Annotated in this window: 11 protein-coding genes and 1 pseudogene; 4 read left to right on the top strand and 8 right to left on the bottom strand. The window is 74.4% G+C overall.

Annotation, left to right across the window (positions count from 1 at the left end; translation table 11 throughout):
- Nucleotides 1-83: 83 nt before the first annotated feature.
- Entirely contained in the window at nucleotides 84-1,385 is a 1,302-nt protein-coding gene (locus OU787_RS23380) for a D-arabinono-1,4-lactone oxidase (protein ID WP_030458046.1), read from the top strand.
- Here OU787_RS23380 and OU787_RS23375 read toward each other — a convergent pair.
- Complete coding sequence (locus OU787_RS23375) at nucleotides 1,358-2,218, bottom strand: hypothetical protein (protein ID WP_268660450.1); 861 nt, start codon at nucleotides 2,216-2,218, stop codon at nucleotides 1,358-1,360. The two genes, OU787_RS23380 and OU787_RS23375, sit on opposite strands and share 28 nt — an antisense overlap.
- A gap of 437 nt (nucleotides 2,219-2,655) precedes the next feature.
- Between OU787_RS23375 and sepH the strand changes: the two genes are divergently transcribed.
- Nucleotides 2,656-3,744, top strand: coding sequence for a septation protein SepH (sepH, locus tag OU787_RS23370; RefSeq protein ID WP_081966717.1), 1,089 nt, complete (start codon nucleotides 2,656-2,658; stop codon nucleotides 3,742-3,744).
- A gap of 187 nt (nucleotides 3,745-3,931) precedes the next feature.
- Here sepH and OU787_RS23365 read toward each other — a convergent pair.
- The 5 genes and pseudogenes from OU787_RS23365 to OU787_RS23345 all read right to left on the bottom strand — a co-directional run bounded on the left by OU787_RS23365 (nucleotide 3,932) and on the right by OU787_RS23345 (nucleotide 10,161).
- Nucleotides 3,932-4,754, bottom strand: a pseudogene (locus tag OU787_RS23365) (sulfurtransferase).
- 81 nt (nucleotides 4,755-4,835) lie between these two features.
- Nucleotides 4,836-5,483 (bottom strand): thymidine kinase, encoded by a 648-nt coding sequence (locus OU787_RS23360; protein ID WP_030458042.1) that lies wholly within the window; start codon nucleotides 5,481-5,483, stop codon nucleotides 4,836-4,838.
- 43 nt (nucleotides 5,484-5,526) lie between these two features.
- Nucleotides 5,527-6,681, bottom strand: a complete 1,155-nt coding sequence (locus OU787_RS23355; RefSeq protein ID WP_268660449.1) for an alkaline phosphatase family protein — start codon at nucleotides 6,679-6,681, stop codon at nucleotides 5,527-5,529.
- An 8-nt stretch (nucleotides 6,682-6,689) separates the two neighbouring features.
- Complete coding sequence (locus OU787_RS23350; RefSeq protein WP_030458040.1) at nucleotides 6,690-7,274, bottom strand: DUF5998 family protein; 585 nt, start codon at nucleotides 7,272-7,274, stop codon at nucleotides 6,690-6,692.
- A 112-nt stretch (nucleotides 7,275-7,386) separates the two neighbouring features.
- Entirely contained in the window at nucleotides 7,387-10,161 is a 2,775-nt protein-coding gene (locus OU787_RS23345) for a bifunctional acetate--CoA ligase family protein/GNAT family N-acetyltransferase (RefSeq protein WP_030458039.1), read from the bottom strand.
- A 214-nt stretch (nucleotides 10,162-10,375) separates the two neighbouring features.
- Here OU787_RS23345 and OU787_RS23340 point away from each other — a divergent pair, with 214 nt between their 5' ends.
- A complete protein-coding gene (locus tag OU787_RS23340; protein WP_268660448.1) occupies nucleotides 10,376-10,654 on the top strand; it encodes an HPr family phosphocarrier protein in 279 nt (92 codons plus the stop codon).
- 150 nt (nucleotides 10,655-10,804) lie between these two features.
- On the opposite strand, the gene OU787_RS23335 is transcribed toward OU787_RS23340, so the two are convergent.
- Complete coding sequence (locus tag OU787_RS23335) at nucleotides 10,805-12,016, bottom strand: MFS transporter (protein WP_268660447.1); 1,212 nt, start codon at nucleotides 12,014-12,016, stop codon at nucleotides 10,805-10,807.
- Between the two features lie 80 nt (nucleotides 12,017-12,096).
- Between OU787_RS23335 and OU787_RS23330 the strand changes: the two genes are divergently transcribed.
- Entirely contained in the window at nucleotides 12,097-12,729 is a 633-nt protein-coding gene (locus tag OU787_RS23330; RefSeq protein WP_051816539.1) for a TetR/AcrR family transcriptional regulator, read from the top strand.
- Between the two features lie 7 nt (nucleotides 12,730-12,736).
- Here the strand turns inward: OU787_RS23330 and OU787_RS23325 are convergent, their stop codons facing one another.
- Nucleotides 12,737-13,930: an RtcB family protein gene (locus OU787_RS23325; RefSeq protein ID WP_030458035.1), complete on the bottom strand. Its 1,194-nt coding sequence runs from the start codon at nucleotides 13,928-13,930 to the stop codon at nucleotides 12,737-12,739.
- Nucleotides 13,931-14,140: the final 210 nt, after the last annotated feature.

Below are 14,140 nucleotides of genomic sequence, written 5' to 3'. Positions count from 1 at the left end.
CCTGCGCGATCCTGGTGACTACGCTCCCCGTACCCACCGGTAGAACCGGAAGGTAGGACACGCGCGAGCGGGAGGCTCTGGAGATGACCGAGGTCTGGCGGAACTGGGCGGGGAACCAGAGCGCGCGGCCCGCGCAGGTCGTGGCGCCGGGCTCGGTCGAGGAGCTCTCCGCGGCGGTGGTCGCGGCCGGGGAGGCCGGCCTGCCGGTGAAGGCGGTCGGGGCGGGGCACTCGTTCACCGCGATAGCCGCCGCCGGGGACGCGGTGCTGGTCCGCCCGGACCGCCTGACCGCCGTCCGGAAGCTCGACCGCGAAGCCGGGACGGTCACCGTCGAGTCGGGCCTGCCGCTGCACCGGCTGAACCGCCTGCTCGCGGCGGCCGGCCTCTCGCTGACGAACATGGGCGACATCGAGGTGCAGACGGTCGCGGGCGCGACCAGCACCGGCACCCACGGCACCGGCCGGGACTCCGGCTCGCTCGCCGCGCAGATCGAGGAGGTCGAGATCGTCCTGGCCGACGGCTCGGTGCGGACCTGCTCGGCGACCGAGGACGCCGAGCTGTTCCAGGGCGCCCGGCTGGGCCTGGGCGCCCTGGGCGTGGTGAGCGCGCTGACCTTCGCCGTCGAGCCGATGTTCCTGCTCTCCGCGCACGAGAAGCCGATGGGCTTCGACGAGGTGCTGGACTCCTTCGACGACCTGACCGCGGTGAACGAGCACTTCGAGTTCTACTGGTTCCCGCACACCGACCGCTGCTCGACCAAGCGGAACAACCGCAGCCAGGGCCCGGCCGAGCCGCTGCCGAGGTTCAAGGCGTGGCTGGACGACGACTTCGTCTCCAACACGGTCTGGGAGGGCGCCTGCCGGGTGGGCCGCGCCTTCCCCGGGGCGATCCCGACCATCGCCCAGATCGCCAGCCGGGCCTGGTCCGAGCGCCGGTTCACCGACCAGGCGTACAAGGTCTACACCAGCCCGCGCAAGGTGCGCTTCATCGAGATGGAGTACGCGGTGCCGCGCGAAGCGGCCACCGGGGTGCTGCGCGAACTGAGGGCGCTGGTGGAGCGCTCCGACTGGCGGATCAGCTTCCCGGTGGAGGTGCGGGTGGCCCCGGCGGACGACCTGTGGCTGTCCACCGCGAACGGGCGGGACAGCGTCTACATCGCCGTCCACCTGTACCGGGGCACCCGCGAACTCTCCTACTTCACCGAGGTGGAGAAGCTGATGGCGGCCCACCGGGGCCGCCCGCACTGGGGCAAGCTGCACACCCGGGACGCCGAGTACCTGGCCTCCGTCTACCCGCACTTCGGCGACTTCACGGCGCTGCGCGACAAGGTCGACCCGGAGCGCCGGTTCGCCAACGCCTACCTGCGCCGGGTGCTCGGCGCCTGACCTTCCGCCGCCTCAGCCGGTGCCGGTCGGCGCGGCCGTCCCGGGCAGCGCGTCCTGCGCGCCCTTGCCCGCGCCCGCGCCCGCCGCCGGTTCCGCGGTCGGCGCCGCGGTCCGGTCGGTCGGGGCCGCGCCGGAGGGCCCGGCGCTCGGCGAGGGCGGCGCGGACGCCGACCCGGACGCCGCACCCGACGGGGTCGCCGACGGCCCGGCCGAACCGCCCGGCGTCGCCGAGGGGTGGCGGAGGAGCGGCCGGAGGGCAGGTCGGACGGCCCGGCGGACGGGGTGTCCGCGGGGGCCTGCGGCTGCCGGTCGCCGGACGGCCGCGAGGGGTTGAACGAGGTGCCGCCGCCGTCCTGCCCGGTGGTGATGTCGTGCATCGGCTTCCCGGCCGCGAGTTCCACCGCGACGATCGGCACCATGGCGAGCACGAACACCAGCCCGGAGACCGCCGCGTACGACTTCCACGTCCAGCGGCGTTTCGCGCGCAGCAGCCGGGGGGCGTTCCAGTCCTGGCTGATTCCGTTCGGCGGGGCGGGTGCGGGGTGCACCGCGGGGGCGGATTCGGTACCGCGTTCCACCGCGTTGCGCAGTTGTTCCCCGGTGCGTTTGAACAGGTGCTGGAAGAGCGCGCTTCCGACGGTCGCCCCCACCGAGACGACGGCCGCACCGAGTATCGTTCCGTACACTCCGAGTTCCGAGGCGAGTACCGCGCCGGCCACCGCCGCCAGGGCGCTCGCCGCCACCTGAGCGGCCGTCAGGTCGAGCCGTCTGCGCTCGGCCTTCTCCTCCGCGGCGGCCGGTCCGTGCGCGAACTGCTGGCTCTGCTGCGGCATCCCTGTCCCTCGGTCGATGTGTCGGAATTTCGAACAAGCCTCTCCATCTTGCCCAAAGAAGGACACAAGGGTCGAAAATCCGGTTCTCTCCGGTCGATATATGTGAAGATGATCACCGTCCGTTGATCACCGGCGGGTCAATGGGGTGCCCACTCTTGAGATTCCGGTGATTCGCGGGAGACTTGAGCGGCGAGCCGCCCCTTCGGATGCCACGAATGGAGTACTGTTCGTGGAGCCTGAGCCTTCGGACTCGTTGTCGACGACCCGTCGGACGACGGACCGGGCGCCCGGGTGCGATGTCGACCGTCGACGTGGCAAACAGGCAACCGTGCCACAGCGGCGCGCCCGGGTGAAAGCCCGACACGCCGGGTAACTCTGCAAGGTTGTGGCCACTCGCCAACGGGCAGGCCACACTCAGTACGGGAGCAGCGACGCAGGTGACGTCGGCAGGCACCACCCGGGAGGTAACCGTGCCCGAACTGCGCGTCGTGGCCGTCAGCAACGACGGCACACGGCTGGTGCTCAAGGCTGCCGACAGCACGGAGTACACCCTGCCGATCGACGAGCGGCTGCGCGCCGCCGTCCGGGGTGACCGGCCGCGGCTCGGCCAGATCGAGATCGAGGTGGAGAGCCACCTCCGCCCCCGTGACATCCAGGCCCGGATACGAGCCGGTGCCTCCGCTGAGGAGGTCGCCCAGGCCGCCGGGATCTCGGTGGAACGCGTCCGCCGCTTCGAGGGCCCGGTGCTCGCCGAGCGCGCCTTCATGGCCGAGCGGGCCCGCAAGACGGCGATCCGCCGGCACGGCGAGTCCACCGGCCCGCAGCTCGGCGAGGCCGTCGCCGAGCGCCTCGCGCTGCGCGGCGCCGAGAAGGACACCGAGCGCTGGGACTCCTGGCGCCGCGACGACGGCACCTGGGAGGTCGTCCTCTGGTACCGCGCCGAGGGCGAGCACCGGCGGGCCGCCTGGTCCTACGACCCGCCGCGGCGGCTGGTCCAGCCCAACGACGACGAGGCCCGCGCGCTGATCGGCGAGAACGTCGAGCGCGAGGAGGACTCGGTCTTCCCGTTCATCCCGCGGATCGCCCGGCTGCCGCACGACCGCCCGGCCCGCCCGATGATCGAGCGGCCCTCCGCCGACCGCATCATGCAGGTCCGCGAGGCCCGCGAGGCGGCGGCCTCCGCCGCCACCGCGGCCGCGCCCGAACGGGATTCCCTGACCAGCCTGTTGGACGTGGTGCCGTCCTACCGCGGCGACCTCACCCCGGTCGGCCCGAGCGTGGAGACCACGGTCGCCGAGGAGCCCGAGGAGGTCGTCGAGGAGACGGCGGCCCCCGCCGCCAGCGTCGGCGCGGGCTCCGCGTACGCGGACATCCTGATGCCGCGCTCGGTCGCCCCGCACCGGGACCGCCTGGTCGGCACCACCGACCGCCAGGCCGAGGCCGACGGCGTCCGGCCGGGGCGCCGGGCGACGGTGCCGAGCTGGGACGAGATCGTCTTCGGCTCGCGCCGCAAGAAGCCCGAATAACGGTTTCACCTGGGAGCACCACCAGGGGCTCGGGGAACGGCGAGGCCGTGGCTGCGAGAGGTTCGCTGCCGAAGCGCGCATCGGCTTCGGGTTCTGTTCACTGCGCGCGGCAGCACTGACCTTCGACGGGCTCCGACCACCAGCACGTTCCCCGAGCCCCTGGCGGGGCTCACTGCCAGGGCTCTTCCTACTCCACGGGGTTGGCCGGGTTCGCCGACCACTCGCTCCAGGAGCCCGGGTAGAGGGCGGCGCCGTCGTGGCCGGCCAGCGCGAGGGCGAGCAGCTGGTGGGCGGCGGTGACGCCGGAGCCGCAGTAGACGGCGGTGCGGGCCGGGTCGGTGAGGTCGAGGGCGGCGAACCGCTCGGCCAGTGCGGCCGGGGGCAGGAAGCGGCCGTCGGGGCCGAGGTTCTCGGTGGTGGGGGCGGAGACCGCGCCGGGGATGTGCCCGGCCCTCGGGTCGACGGGCTCGGTCTCGCCGCGGTAGCGCTCGCCGGCCCGGGCATCGAGCAGCAGGCCGGTGCGGGCGAGTTCGGCCGCGCCGCTCGCGTCGACGGTGGGCAGGTGGCCGGGGTCGGCCTTGAAGTCGCCGTCGCCGGGGGGCGGGGTGTCGGTGCTGAGCGGGTGCCCGGCGGCGGTCCAGGCGGCGAGGCCGCCGTCCAGGACCCGGACGTCGCCGTGGCCGCCCAGCGCAGCAGCCACCAGGCGCGGGCGGCGGAGAGCGCGGGCCCGGCGTCGTAGGCGACGACGGGGCGCTCGGCGCCGACGCCGCCCGGCGCAGGGCGGCGGCGAGGCGGTCCGGGTCGGGCAGCGGGTGGCGGCCGGCCGGGCCGGGCGGGTCGGCGAGTTCGCGGTCCAGGTCGACGTAGTGCGCGCCGGGCAGGTGGCCCGCGGCGTACTCCTCGGCGCCGGGCGGGCCGCCGAGCGCCCAGCGGACGTCGAGCAGGACGGGGGGCCGGTCGGAGCCGAGCGCGGTGGCGAGTTCGGCGACGCTGATCAGGGGCGAGGTCATGCCGCCATTGTGGCGCGCGGACGCGGCGCGCGGGGCGGGCCGGGCGATCCCGTCACCCGGGGAAACGTTCCTGACGGGTGGTCAGCCCTCGAAGGGGAGCACGTCCGGGGAGAGGACCGCGGCCCGGGCGGTGGCGGCGGTGAGGCGGCGGCGGTGATGGCGGCGGCAGAGCACCTCGTAGCCGATCTCGTCCTCGTTGACGGCGACGTCCCCGACCACCACCTGGGCGCCCTCGACGACCATGACGCCGCCGACGGTGCGGGCGTTGTGGGTGGCCCGGGCGCCGCACCAGCAGAGCGCCTCGACCTGGAGGACCTCGACCCGGTCGGCGAGCTCGATCAGCCGCTGGGAGCCGGGGAACAGCTTGGTGCGGAAGTCGGTGGTGATCCCGAAGGTGAACACGTCGATGCCCAACTCGTCGACGATCCGCGCGAGTTGGTCGATCTGCCCGGCGGAGAAGAACTGCGCCTCGTCGCAGATCAGGTAGTCGACCTTGCCGCCGGCCGAGAGCAGGTGGACGACGTACGCCTGGAAGTCGAAGACGTCGCCGACCTCGACGGCGTCGGCGCGCAGGCCGAGGCGGCTGGAGATGGTGGCGGCGCCGGCCCGGTCGTGGCGGGTGAAGATGATGCCCTGGCGGCCGCGGGCGGCGTGGTTGTGGTCCATCTGGAGGGCCAGCGTCGACTTGCCGCAGTCCATCGTGCCCGAGAAGAACACCAATTCAGCCATGGCGGAGCGTCAGCCTTTCGGGCGAGGGGGTCAACGGGCGGGCTCAGCCGCGGACTTCGAGCAGCGGCACGAGCTGTTCGACGGGGGTCATCGAACCGTGCAGGCCGACCATCTGGGACTCCCCGGGCTCGCTGCGGGTGGCGACGACGGCGATGTCGTCGCGGGCGGCGGCGACCACGTCGCCGATCCGGGGCAGCACGCGCTCGTCCACCGTGGGGCCGAACCAGCCCGCGGCGACGGCCTGTTCGCGGGTGGCGACCCACATCTGCTCGCCCAGCACCTCGCTCCACACCGCGTGCACGTCGGCGGCCGCGCCGGGGTGGGCGTAGACGTGCCGGGCCCGGCCCTCGCCGCCGAGCAGCGCGACGCCGGCCGAGAGCTCCCAGTCCTCGTCGAAGTCGATCCGGTTCTCCGGGGCGACGTCGATCATGCCGTGGTCGGCGGTGACGTACAGCGCGGAGCGCGGCGGGAGCTGCTCGGCCAGCCGGCGGGCGAGGCGGTCGACCGTGAAGAGGGTGAGCCGCCACTCGTCGGAGTCGACGCCGAACCGGTGCCCGGCGGCGTCGAGTTCGCTCAGGTACGTGTAGACCAGGGCGCGGTCGTGCTCGGCCAGCCAGGCGGCGGCCCGGTCCATCCGCTCCTCGCCGGTGGTGCGGCCGAGGAAGGTGCCGCCGGAGAGCGCGACCTGGGTGAGCGGGGTGGAGGCGAACAGCGGGGAGGAGACCTGCGCGGTGGCCACCCCGGCCTGGTGGGCCCGCTCGAAGACGGTGGGGTAGGGCTGCCAGGCGTGCGGGTCGACCGGCGGGTTCCAGCGCAGCTGGTTCATCAGCCGCCCGCTGTCCGGGATCGCCACCGTGTACCCGGCCAGGCCGTGCTGCCCGGGCGGCAGGCCGGTGCCGACCGAGGCCAGCGAGGTGGCGGTGGTGGACGGGAAGCCCGCGGTGATCGGGGAGCGCCCGGCCGTCAGCGAGGTGAGGAACGGCGCCCAGTCCGGGTTGGCCCGGATCAGCTCCCAGCCGAGGCCGTCGACCAGGAACACGCAGACCCGGTCGGCGGGCTCCAGCGGCAGCGCCGGGCGGTAGCCGGGCACGCCGAGGCCCGCCGCCAGCGTGGGCAGCAGGTCGGAGAGCGCGGCGCAGCCGTAGCGCGGGGCGGGGGCGTCGGCCGGGTCGAGCAGCTCGTAGGCGTCGTCGTGCATGTCCCGGCTCAGCCGTTGGCCACGGTCGCCTCGGACAGCGCCCGGGCGAACACCAGCGCCTGGGCGACCGTCTCCGGCCCGTCCCCGGCCTCGCTGACCCGCAGCGACAGGTCGTCGGCGGTGGCGGAGCCGGTGTAGCCGTGGTCCGCCTCGCAGTTCGGGTCGGAGCAGCCGGCCGGCTCCAGGTCGAGGCGCTGCACGGCGCCCCAGCCGATGGTCAGCACGACCTCGCGCGGCGGGGTGCCGGGGGTGTACGTCTCGGGGTTGGCGACCATGCGGCTGACCACCACGGAGGTGATCCGGTCCAGGCGGACGGTCTCGGTGGAGGTGGTGGCGTACGGGACGGGGGTGGCCGCGTCGCCGTTCTGCTCGTCGGTGTGGCTGACCACGAAGCGCGACGCGGTGAGCACCAGCACGGTGACGTGCCGGCGGACCTCGTTGGCGTCGAAGGTGGTCTCCTGGTGCACCAGGTACGAGGTGATCGGCTCGGGGCCCACCGCGGACTCCACCGCCTCGGAGACCAGCGCCGGGTAGTAGCCGCTGCGCTCGATCGCGGACCGCAGGTCCTGCGTGGTGGTACCGGTCTTCGCCATATCTCCATCCTGGCATGTCCCGCCGCTCCGGCGGGTGGCACTGCGCCGGGTTCGCCCGGCCTTCGCTCCGCCGGGGGCCGCCCGGTCCTGGCGAGCGGGCAACCACGCAAGATTACAGCGTGCTCATGGCGCGCGGTCCCAGATCGGTGCGGACCGGCAGCGGGGCGATCCGGACCCGGGCGCCGAGCACGGTCAGGCCGTGCGGGGCGACCACGACGGGCTCCAGGTCGACCGCGGCGATCTCGGGCAGGTCGTCGACGAGGCGGGAGACCCGCAGCAGCACCTCCTCCAGCGCGCCGGTGTCGACGGCCTCGGCGCCGCGCCAGCCGAACAGCAGCGGGGCGGCCCGGACTTCGCGGATCAGTTCGGCGACGTCCCGGTCGGTGGCCGGGACCAGGCGGTGGGCGACGTCGCCGAGCAGTTCGGCGGGGGCGCCGGCCAGGCCGAAGGACAGGATGGTGCCGACGGCGGGGTCGACGGCCGCGCCGATCACGGTGTCCACGCCGCGCGGGGCGAGCCGCTGCACGACCAGTTCGGCCTGCGCGGCGCCGCCGAGCAGCGCGTCCAGTTCGCGGTGGGCGCGGCGCAGTTCGGCCTCGCTGGTCAGGTCGAGCCGGACGCTGCCCAGGTCGGGCCGGTGCCGCAGGTGCTCGGCGGTGGCCTTCAGCGCAACGGGGTAACCGAGCGCGGTGGCCGCCTTGACGGCGGCGGCCTCGTCGGGGGCGGGCAGCGTCGGGCTGACCGGGATGCCGTAGTGGCCGAGCAGGTCGGCGGCCTCGGGGTCGGGCAGGGTGACCCGGGCGCCGCCGGACTGCAGCCGGGCGGCGACCGCCTCCCGGCCGGACAGCGCGCGTTCGACCAGGGCGCGGGCGGCGTGCTCGTCGACGCCCTCCAGTTCGGGGACCCGGGCGGTCTCCTCGGCCTCGGCGTTGCGCCGGCGCCACTTCGCGTAGCGGACGGCGTCGGCCAGGGCGTGCACGGCGCGCTCGGGCGCCGGGTAGGCGGGCACGCCCCCGGCGCGGAGCCGGGCGACCAGCGCGGGCAGGGCGAGGTGGGCGAGCAGCAGCGGTTTGCCGAGTTCCCGGCCGCGGACGGCGGCGTCCAGCAGGGCCTGGGCGATCTCGGGGTCGTCCTCGACGAGTTCCGGCGCCGGGCCGGGGCCGTGCACGCCGATCGGCGGGATGGCGACGGCGATCACCGCGTCGGTGTGCGGGTCGGCGAGCGCGGTGTCCAGGGCGACCCGGAAGTTCTCGCCGGTGGCGCCGGTGGTCAGGTCGACGGGGGTGCGGGGGCGCAGTCCGGCGCTCAGGCAGGTGTCGTAGGTGAGCAGGCCGAGCGAGTCGGAGTTGCCGACCACGGCGACCTTGTTGCCGCGGGGCAGCGGCTGTCCGGCGAGCAGTTCGCCGGTGTCGAAGAGCTCGGTGATGGTGTCCACCCGGATCACCCCGGCCTGCTGGAACAGGGCGTCCACGGTGCTGTCGCGCAGCCGGGTCGCGGCGGGCTGGACGGCGTGGCCGGGCGGCAGGCTGCCGGTGTGCCGGGCGCCCTTGAGCACCACCACGGGCTTGCCGGCGGCCAGTCGGCGGGCGATCCGGGTGAACTTGCGCGGGTTGCCGAAGGACTCGAAGTAGAGCAGCACCACCTCGGTGGCGGCGTCCTCCTCCCAGTACTGCAGCAGGTCGTTGCCGGAGACGTCGGCGCGGTTGCCGACCGAGGCGAACGAGGAGATGCCCATGCCGCGGCGGTGGGCGGCCTCCAGCAGGGCCACGCCGATCGCGCCGGACTGGCAGAACACGCCGAACGGCCCGCGGTCGGGCAGCGCGGGGGCCAGCGAGGCGTTCAGCCGGTGCTCGGGGTCGGTGTTGACCAGGCCGAACGCGTTCGGGCCGATCACCCGCATGCCGGCCGCCCGGGCCTGCCGCACCAGGGCCCGCTGCCGGTCCCGCCCGTCCGGGCCGGTCTCGGCGTACCCGGCGCTGACCACCACCAGGCCCTGCACGCCGTGCGCCCCGCACTCGGCGACCGCGCCGGGGACGGCGGGCTCGGGCACCGCGATCACCGCGAGGTCGACCGGGCCGGGGACGTCCAGCACCGAGCGGTGGGTCGGCACGCCCTCCAGCACGGTGCCGGGCTCGGCGCCCCGGTTGACGGCGTACACCGGGCCGTCGAAGCCGGAGCGGACGTCGCGCAGCAGCGCCCGGCCGACCGACTGCGGGTTGCGCGAGACGCCGATCACCGCGATCGAACGGGGCGTCAGCAGCCGCTGCACGGAACGGGCTTCGGCCCGGTGCTCGCGGGCCCGCATCACGGCGAGCGAGGCGGCGGTCGGCTCCAGGTCGAACTCCAGGTGCACCACGCCGTCGGCGAAGCTGCGCCGCTGGGTGTAGCCGGCGTCGGTGAAGACCTTCACCATCTTGCGGTTCTCCGGCAGCACCTCGGCGGTGAACCGGCGGATGCCGCGCTCCTGGGCGACCGCCGCGATGTGCTCCAGCAGCGCGGAGGCGATGCCCCGGCCCTGGTGGGCGTCCTGGACCAGGAAGGCGACCTCGGCGTCGGTGCCGGTGGTGGACGGCATGCCGTCCTTGTCGGTCCGGTCGTAGCGGACGGTGGCGACGAAGCTGTCCCGCACCACCAGTGCCAGGCCGACCCGGTTCACGTAGTCGTGCCGGGTGAAGCGGCGGACGTCCTTGTCGGACAGGTGCGGGTACGGGGCGAAGAACCGGAAGTACTTCGACTGGTCCGAGACCTGCTCGTAGAACTCGACCAGCCGCTCGGCGTCGTCCGCGGTGATCGGGCGGATCCGGGCCGTCCCGCCGTCGCGCAGCAGGACGTCCGCCTCCCAGTGCTGGGGGTACCCGTTGTCGACCGGTGCGCGCTCGTGCTCCACGCCCGCCAGCGTAGTCGTCGGCGAGCCTGATGGCGCCCGGCCTGCCGGGCACGGCACGCTGGGCCTGCCGCCCCGCGGTTCCGCGGTTCTGCGGTCCGGTGGCCCGCGGTTCCGCGGTTCCGCCGTCCCGTACCGACGGGCCCGCCGTGTCCGGGCGTGCAACACTGGTCTAGACAACCCTGCACCACCCTGCACCACGTGAAAGGCACCTCTCATGGCTGAGCGCCGCGTCACCATCGGTTGGGCCGAGGGCCTGCACGCCCGTCCCGCCTCCATCTTCGTCAAGGCCGTCACCTCCACCGGCGTCCCGATGACCATCGCCAAGGAGGGCGGCAGCCCCGTCAACGCCGGCTCCATGCTCGGCCTGCTCGCCCTCGGCGCGGCCGGCGGCGACACCGTCGTGCTGGCCGCCGACGCGGACGGCGCCGACGCCACCCTCGACCGCGTCGCCAAGCTGGTCCAGGAGGGCCTGGACGAGCTGCCCGCCGCGTAACGGCCGGCATTCAGGGGAGCGGCGAGCCCGGCGCTGCCGGCGGTGCGCGGCCGGGGCGCGCATCGGCCTCCGGTTCGGTTCCCCCGCACCCGGCCGCACGGACCCGCCGCTCCCCCGAGCCCCTGGCGGTGCCCCCCACCCCTCTCCTCTTCAGCTCTCGGCGAGCGCCCAGCCCTCCGCCTCGCGGCGGGTCCCCGGCAGCAGCAGGGGGACGGCGAGCAGCAAGGCCGCGCCCGCGAAGTAGGGGGCCCGGGGGCCCCACTGGTGGGCGAGGAGCCCGGCGAGGGCGGCGCCCGCCGCACCCGCGGCGTTGAAGACGAGCTGGTAGGCCATCGAGATCCGGCCCAACAGGCGGGACGGGACCTGGGACTGGCGGAGGGTCAGCCCGCCGATCGCCCAGGCGAAGTCGGTGGCGCCGTAGCCGGCGACGGCGAGGGCGGAGACCGCGGGGGTGGGGGCGAGCGCCATGAGCAGAGCGCAGACCCCCGAGCCGAGGACGCCTGCGACCATGGTGGCGCGGGCGCCCCAGCGGTGCAGCAGCCGCGGCGTGAGGGCGCTGCCGAGCAGGCCGCCGACGGCGAACACGGCGACCAGCAGGGCGAACCCGGTCGGGCCGAGGTGCTGGGCGCGGCCCGCGTAGAGGACCAGGACGGCGATCAGCCCGGAGGCGACCGCACCGGTGAGGCCGCGGGCGAGGCAGAGCCGGAACAGGACGGGGCGGTCGCGCAGCCAGCGCAGCGCCTCCGCGACCTGCCGCCCCAGTGGGGCCCGGGCGGGGAGCGGACCCGCTCCGCCGGGACGGAAGTCGCCGCGCAGCAGGAGCACCAGGGCGGCCGCGACGGCGAAGGAGAGGCTGTCGACGGCGAGCGGGAGGACCGCGGCCAGCCCGAACAGGACCGCGCCGAGCGGGGTGCCGAGCAGGGTGTCGGTGATCAGGGCCCCGGCCTGCAGGCGGGAGTTGGCCCGGGCGCGCCCGGCGGGCGGGACGAGGGTGGGGACCATGCCCGACCAGCCCGCGCCGTAGACGACGTCCCCGGCGCCGAGCAGCAGGGCCGCCAGCACCAGCCAGCCGATCCGGACGGCGTCCGCGGCCACCGCGACGGCCAGGGCGCCGACCACGAGGGTGCGGGCGGCGTCCGACCAGAGGAGCATCCGGCGGCGGTCGGTCCGGTCGGCCCAGGCCCCGGCGGGGAGGGCGAGCAGCAGCGAGGGCAGCTGTCCGGCCAGCGCGACCAGGGCGATCAGTCGTGCGTCGTCGGTGAGCCCGACGGCGAGCAGCGGGAGGGCGACGAAGCGCATGCCGTCGCCGAGGCTGGATATGGTGACGGACGCCCAGAGGGTGGGAAAGCCGCGCAATAACATGAACGAGAATATCGTTCATGTTATTGCGGCGCGTCAAGGGCCCTGCCCGCCCGGCGCCGTACGAGGAGAGTGAGCCAACCGTGTCCCCCCTGGTCCGCGAGCCGCAGCAGCAGCGCAGCCGCGAGAAGTTCGCCCGCATCCTGGCCACCACGGCCCGGCTGCTGGAGACCGTGCCGTTCGAGCAGCTCAGCACCAAGCAGATCGCGGCCGAGGCCGGGATGTCGGTCGGGGCGCTGTACCGGTTCTTCCCGGACAAGGAGGCGGTGCTGGAGACGCTGGAGCACAGCTGGATGGAGGGCGACCTGCGGCTGCTGGAGGCCGCCACCGCCCCGGAGGCGGTGGCGGCCTGCGGGGCGTCCTCCGAGCGCTTCCTGGCCGGGGTGGTCGAGGCGTACGCGAACCGGCTGCGGGCACTGCCCGGCTACCGGCAGTCGTGGTTCCACAGCCCGAAGATCCCCTCGCTGGTGGACCTGAGCGACGAGGTGGACGCGCTGATCGCCGCCCGGGTGCACCAGGTGCTGGTCGCCTCGTTCGGCCTGGCCGACACCGCCGGGACCCGCCGCCGGGCGGGCCTGGCGGTGACCGTGGGCATCCAGCTGCTCAGCGTGGCGTTCCGCGAGGACCCGGACGGCGATCCGGAGGTCCTCGCGGACGCGGCGCTGATGATGGACCGGTACTTCTTCGCCCCGGAGCGCGACCCGCGAGGGAGTTGACGGAGCGTCAGCCCTTGACGCAGATCACCTGCTTGAGGTGCGCCACCACCTCGACCAAGTCCCGCTGCTGCTCGATCACCTTCTCGATCGACTTGTACGCGCCGGGGATCTCGTCGACCACGCCGGAGTCCTTGCGGCACTCGACGCCCGCCGTCTGCGCGACCAGGTCCGCCGTGGTGAAGCGCTTCTTGGCGGCGTTCCGGCTCATCTTCCGGCCGGCGCCGTGCGAGGCCGAGTTGAACGAGGCGGTGTTCCCCAGGCCCTTCACGATGTACGAACCGGTGCCCATCGAGCCCGGGATGATCCCGTACTCGCCGGAGCCGGCCCGGATCGCGCCCTTGCGGGTGACCAGCAGGTCGACGCCGTCGTAGCGCTCCTCGGCCACGTAGTTGTGGTGGCAGGAGATCATCTCGCCGAACGTCGGCTTGGCCTTGGGCAGTTCGCGGCGGACCGCGCCCTGGAACAGGGCCATCATCAGCGCCCGGTTGTGCTTGGCGTACTCCTGCGCCCAGAAGAGGTCCGACCGGTAGGCGGCCATCTGCGGGGTGTCGGCGATGAAGACCGCGAGGTCACGGTCGATCAGGCCCTGGTTGTGCGGCAGCGCCTGGGCGATCGACATGTGGTGCTCGGCGAGCTCCTTGCCGATGTTGCGCGACCCGGAGTGCAGCATCAGCCAGACCGCGCCGTCGTCGTCCAGGCAGAGCTCGATGAAGTGGTTCCCGCCGCCGAGGGTGGCCATCTGCTGGGCGGCCCGCTCGCGCCGCCAGCGCACCTCGGGGGCGATGCCGTCGAAGCGCTGCCAGAAGTCGGCCCAGCCGGCGGTGGACTGCCCGTGCAGCTTGCCCGGGTCGACCGGGTCGCCGTGCAGGCCGCGGCCGACCGGGATGGCCTGCTCGATCCGGTGCCGCAGGTGCGACAGGTCGTCGGGGAGGTCCTTCGCGGTCAGCGAGGACTTCACGGCCGTCATCCCGCAGCCGATGTCGACGCCGACCGCGGCCGGGCAGACCGCGCCCTTCATCGCGATGACGGAGCCGACCGTCGCCCCCTTGCCCAGGTGGACGTCCGGCATCACGGCGAGGCCGTGCAGCCAGGGCAGCGTGCTGATGTTGCGCAGCTGCTCCATGGCCTGGCCCTCGACGGTGGCCGGGTCGGTCCACATCCGGATCGGGACGCGGACGCCGGGTACCTCGGTGTACGACATGGGGGTTCGACCTCCTGGGTCGGATGGGTTCATGGTGCCGCACGGAAGGGCCCGGTGCGGCGGCGGGGAAGATCGGGGGCGGCCCGGTGCTCCGGGGCCGCGGGCAGCGGACGGGCGCTGCGCGGGGAACTGCTCAGGCGGTGCGGAGGGAGCAACGGAAGGGCAGCCTCGGGGAGCGTCGTCGTGGCTCGACCCGCATGGTGACCGCCT

This window comes from Kitasatospora sp. YST-16, from assembly GCF_026802215.1.
GTDB lineage: Bacteria > Actinomycetota > Actinomycetes > Streptomycetales > Streptomycetaceae > Kitasatospora > Kitasatospora cineracea.
This window is presented reverse-complemented; position numbering and strand designations above follow the sequence as displayed.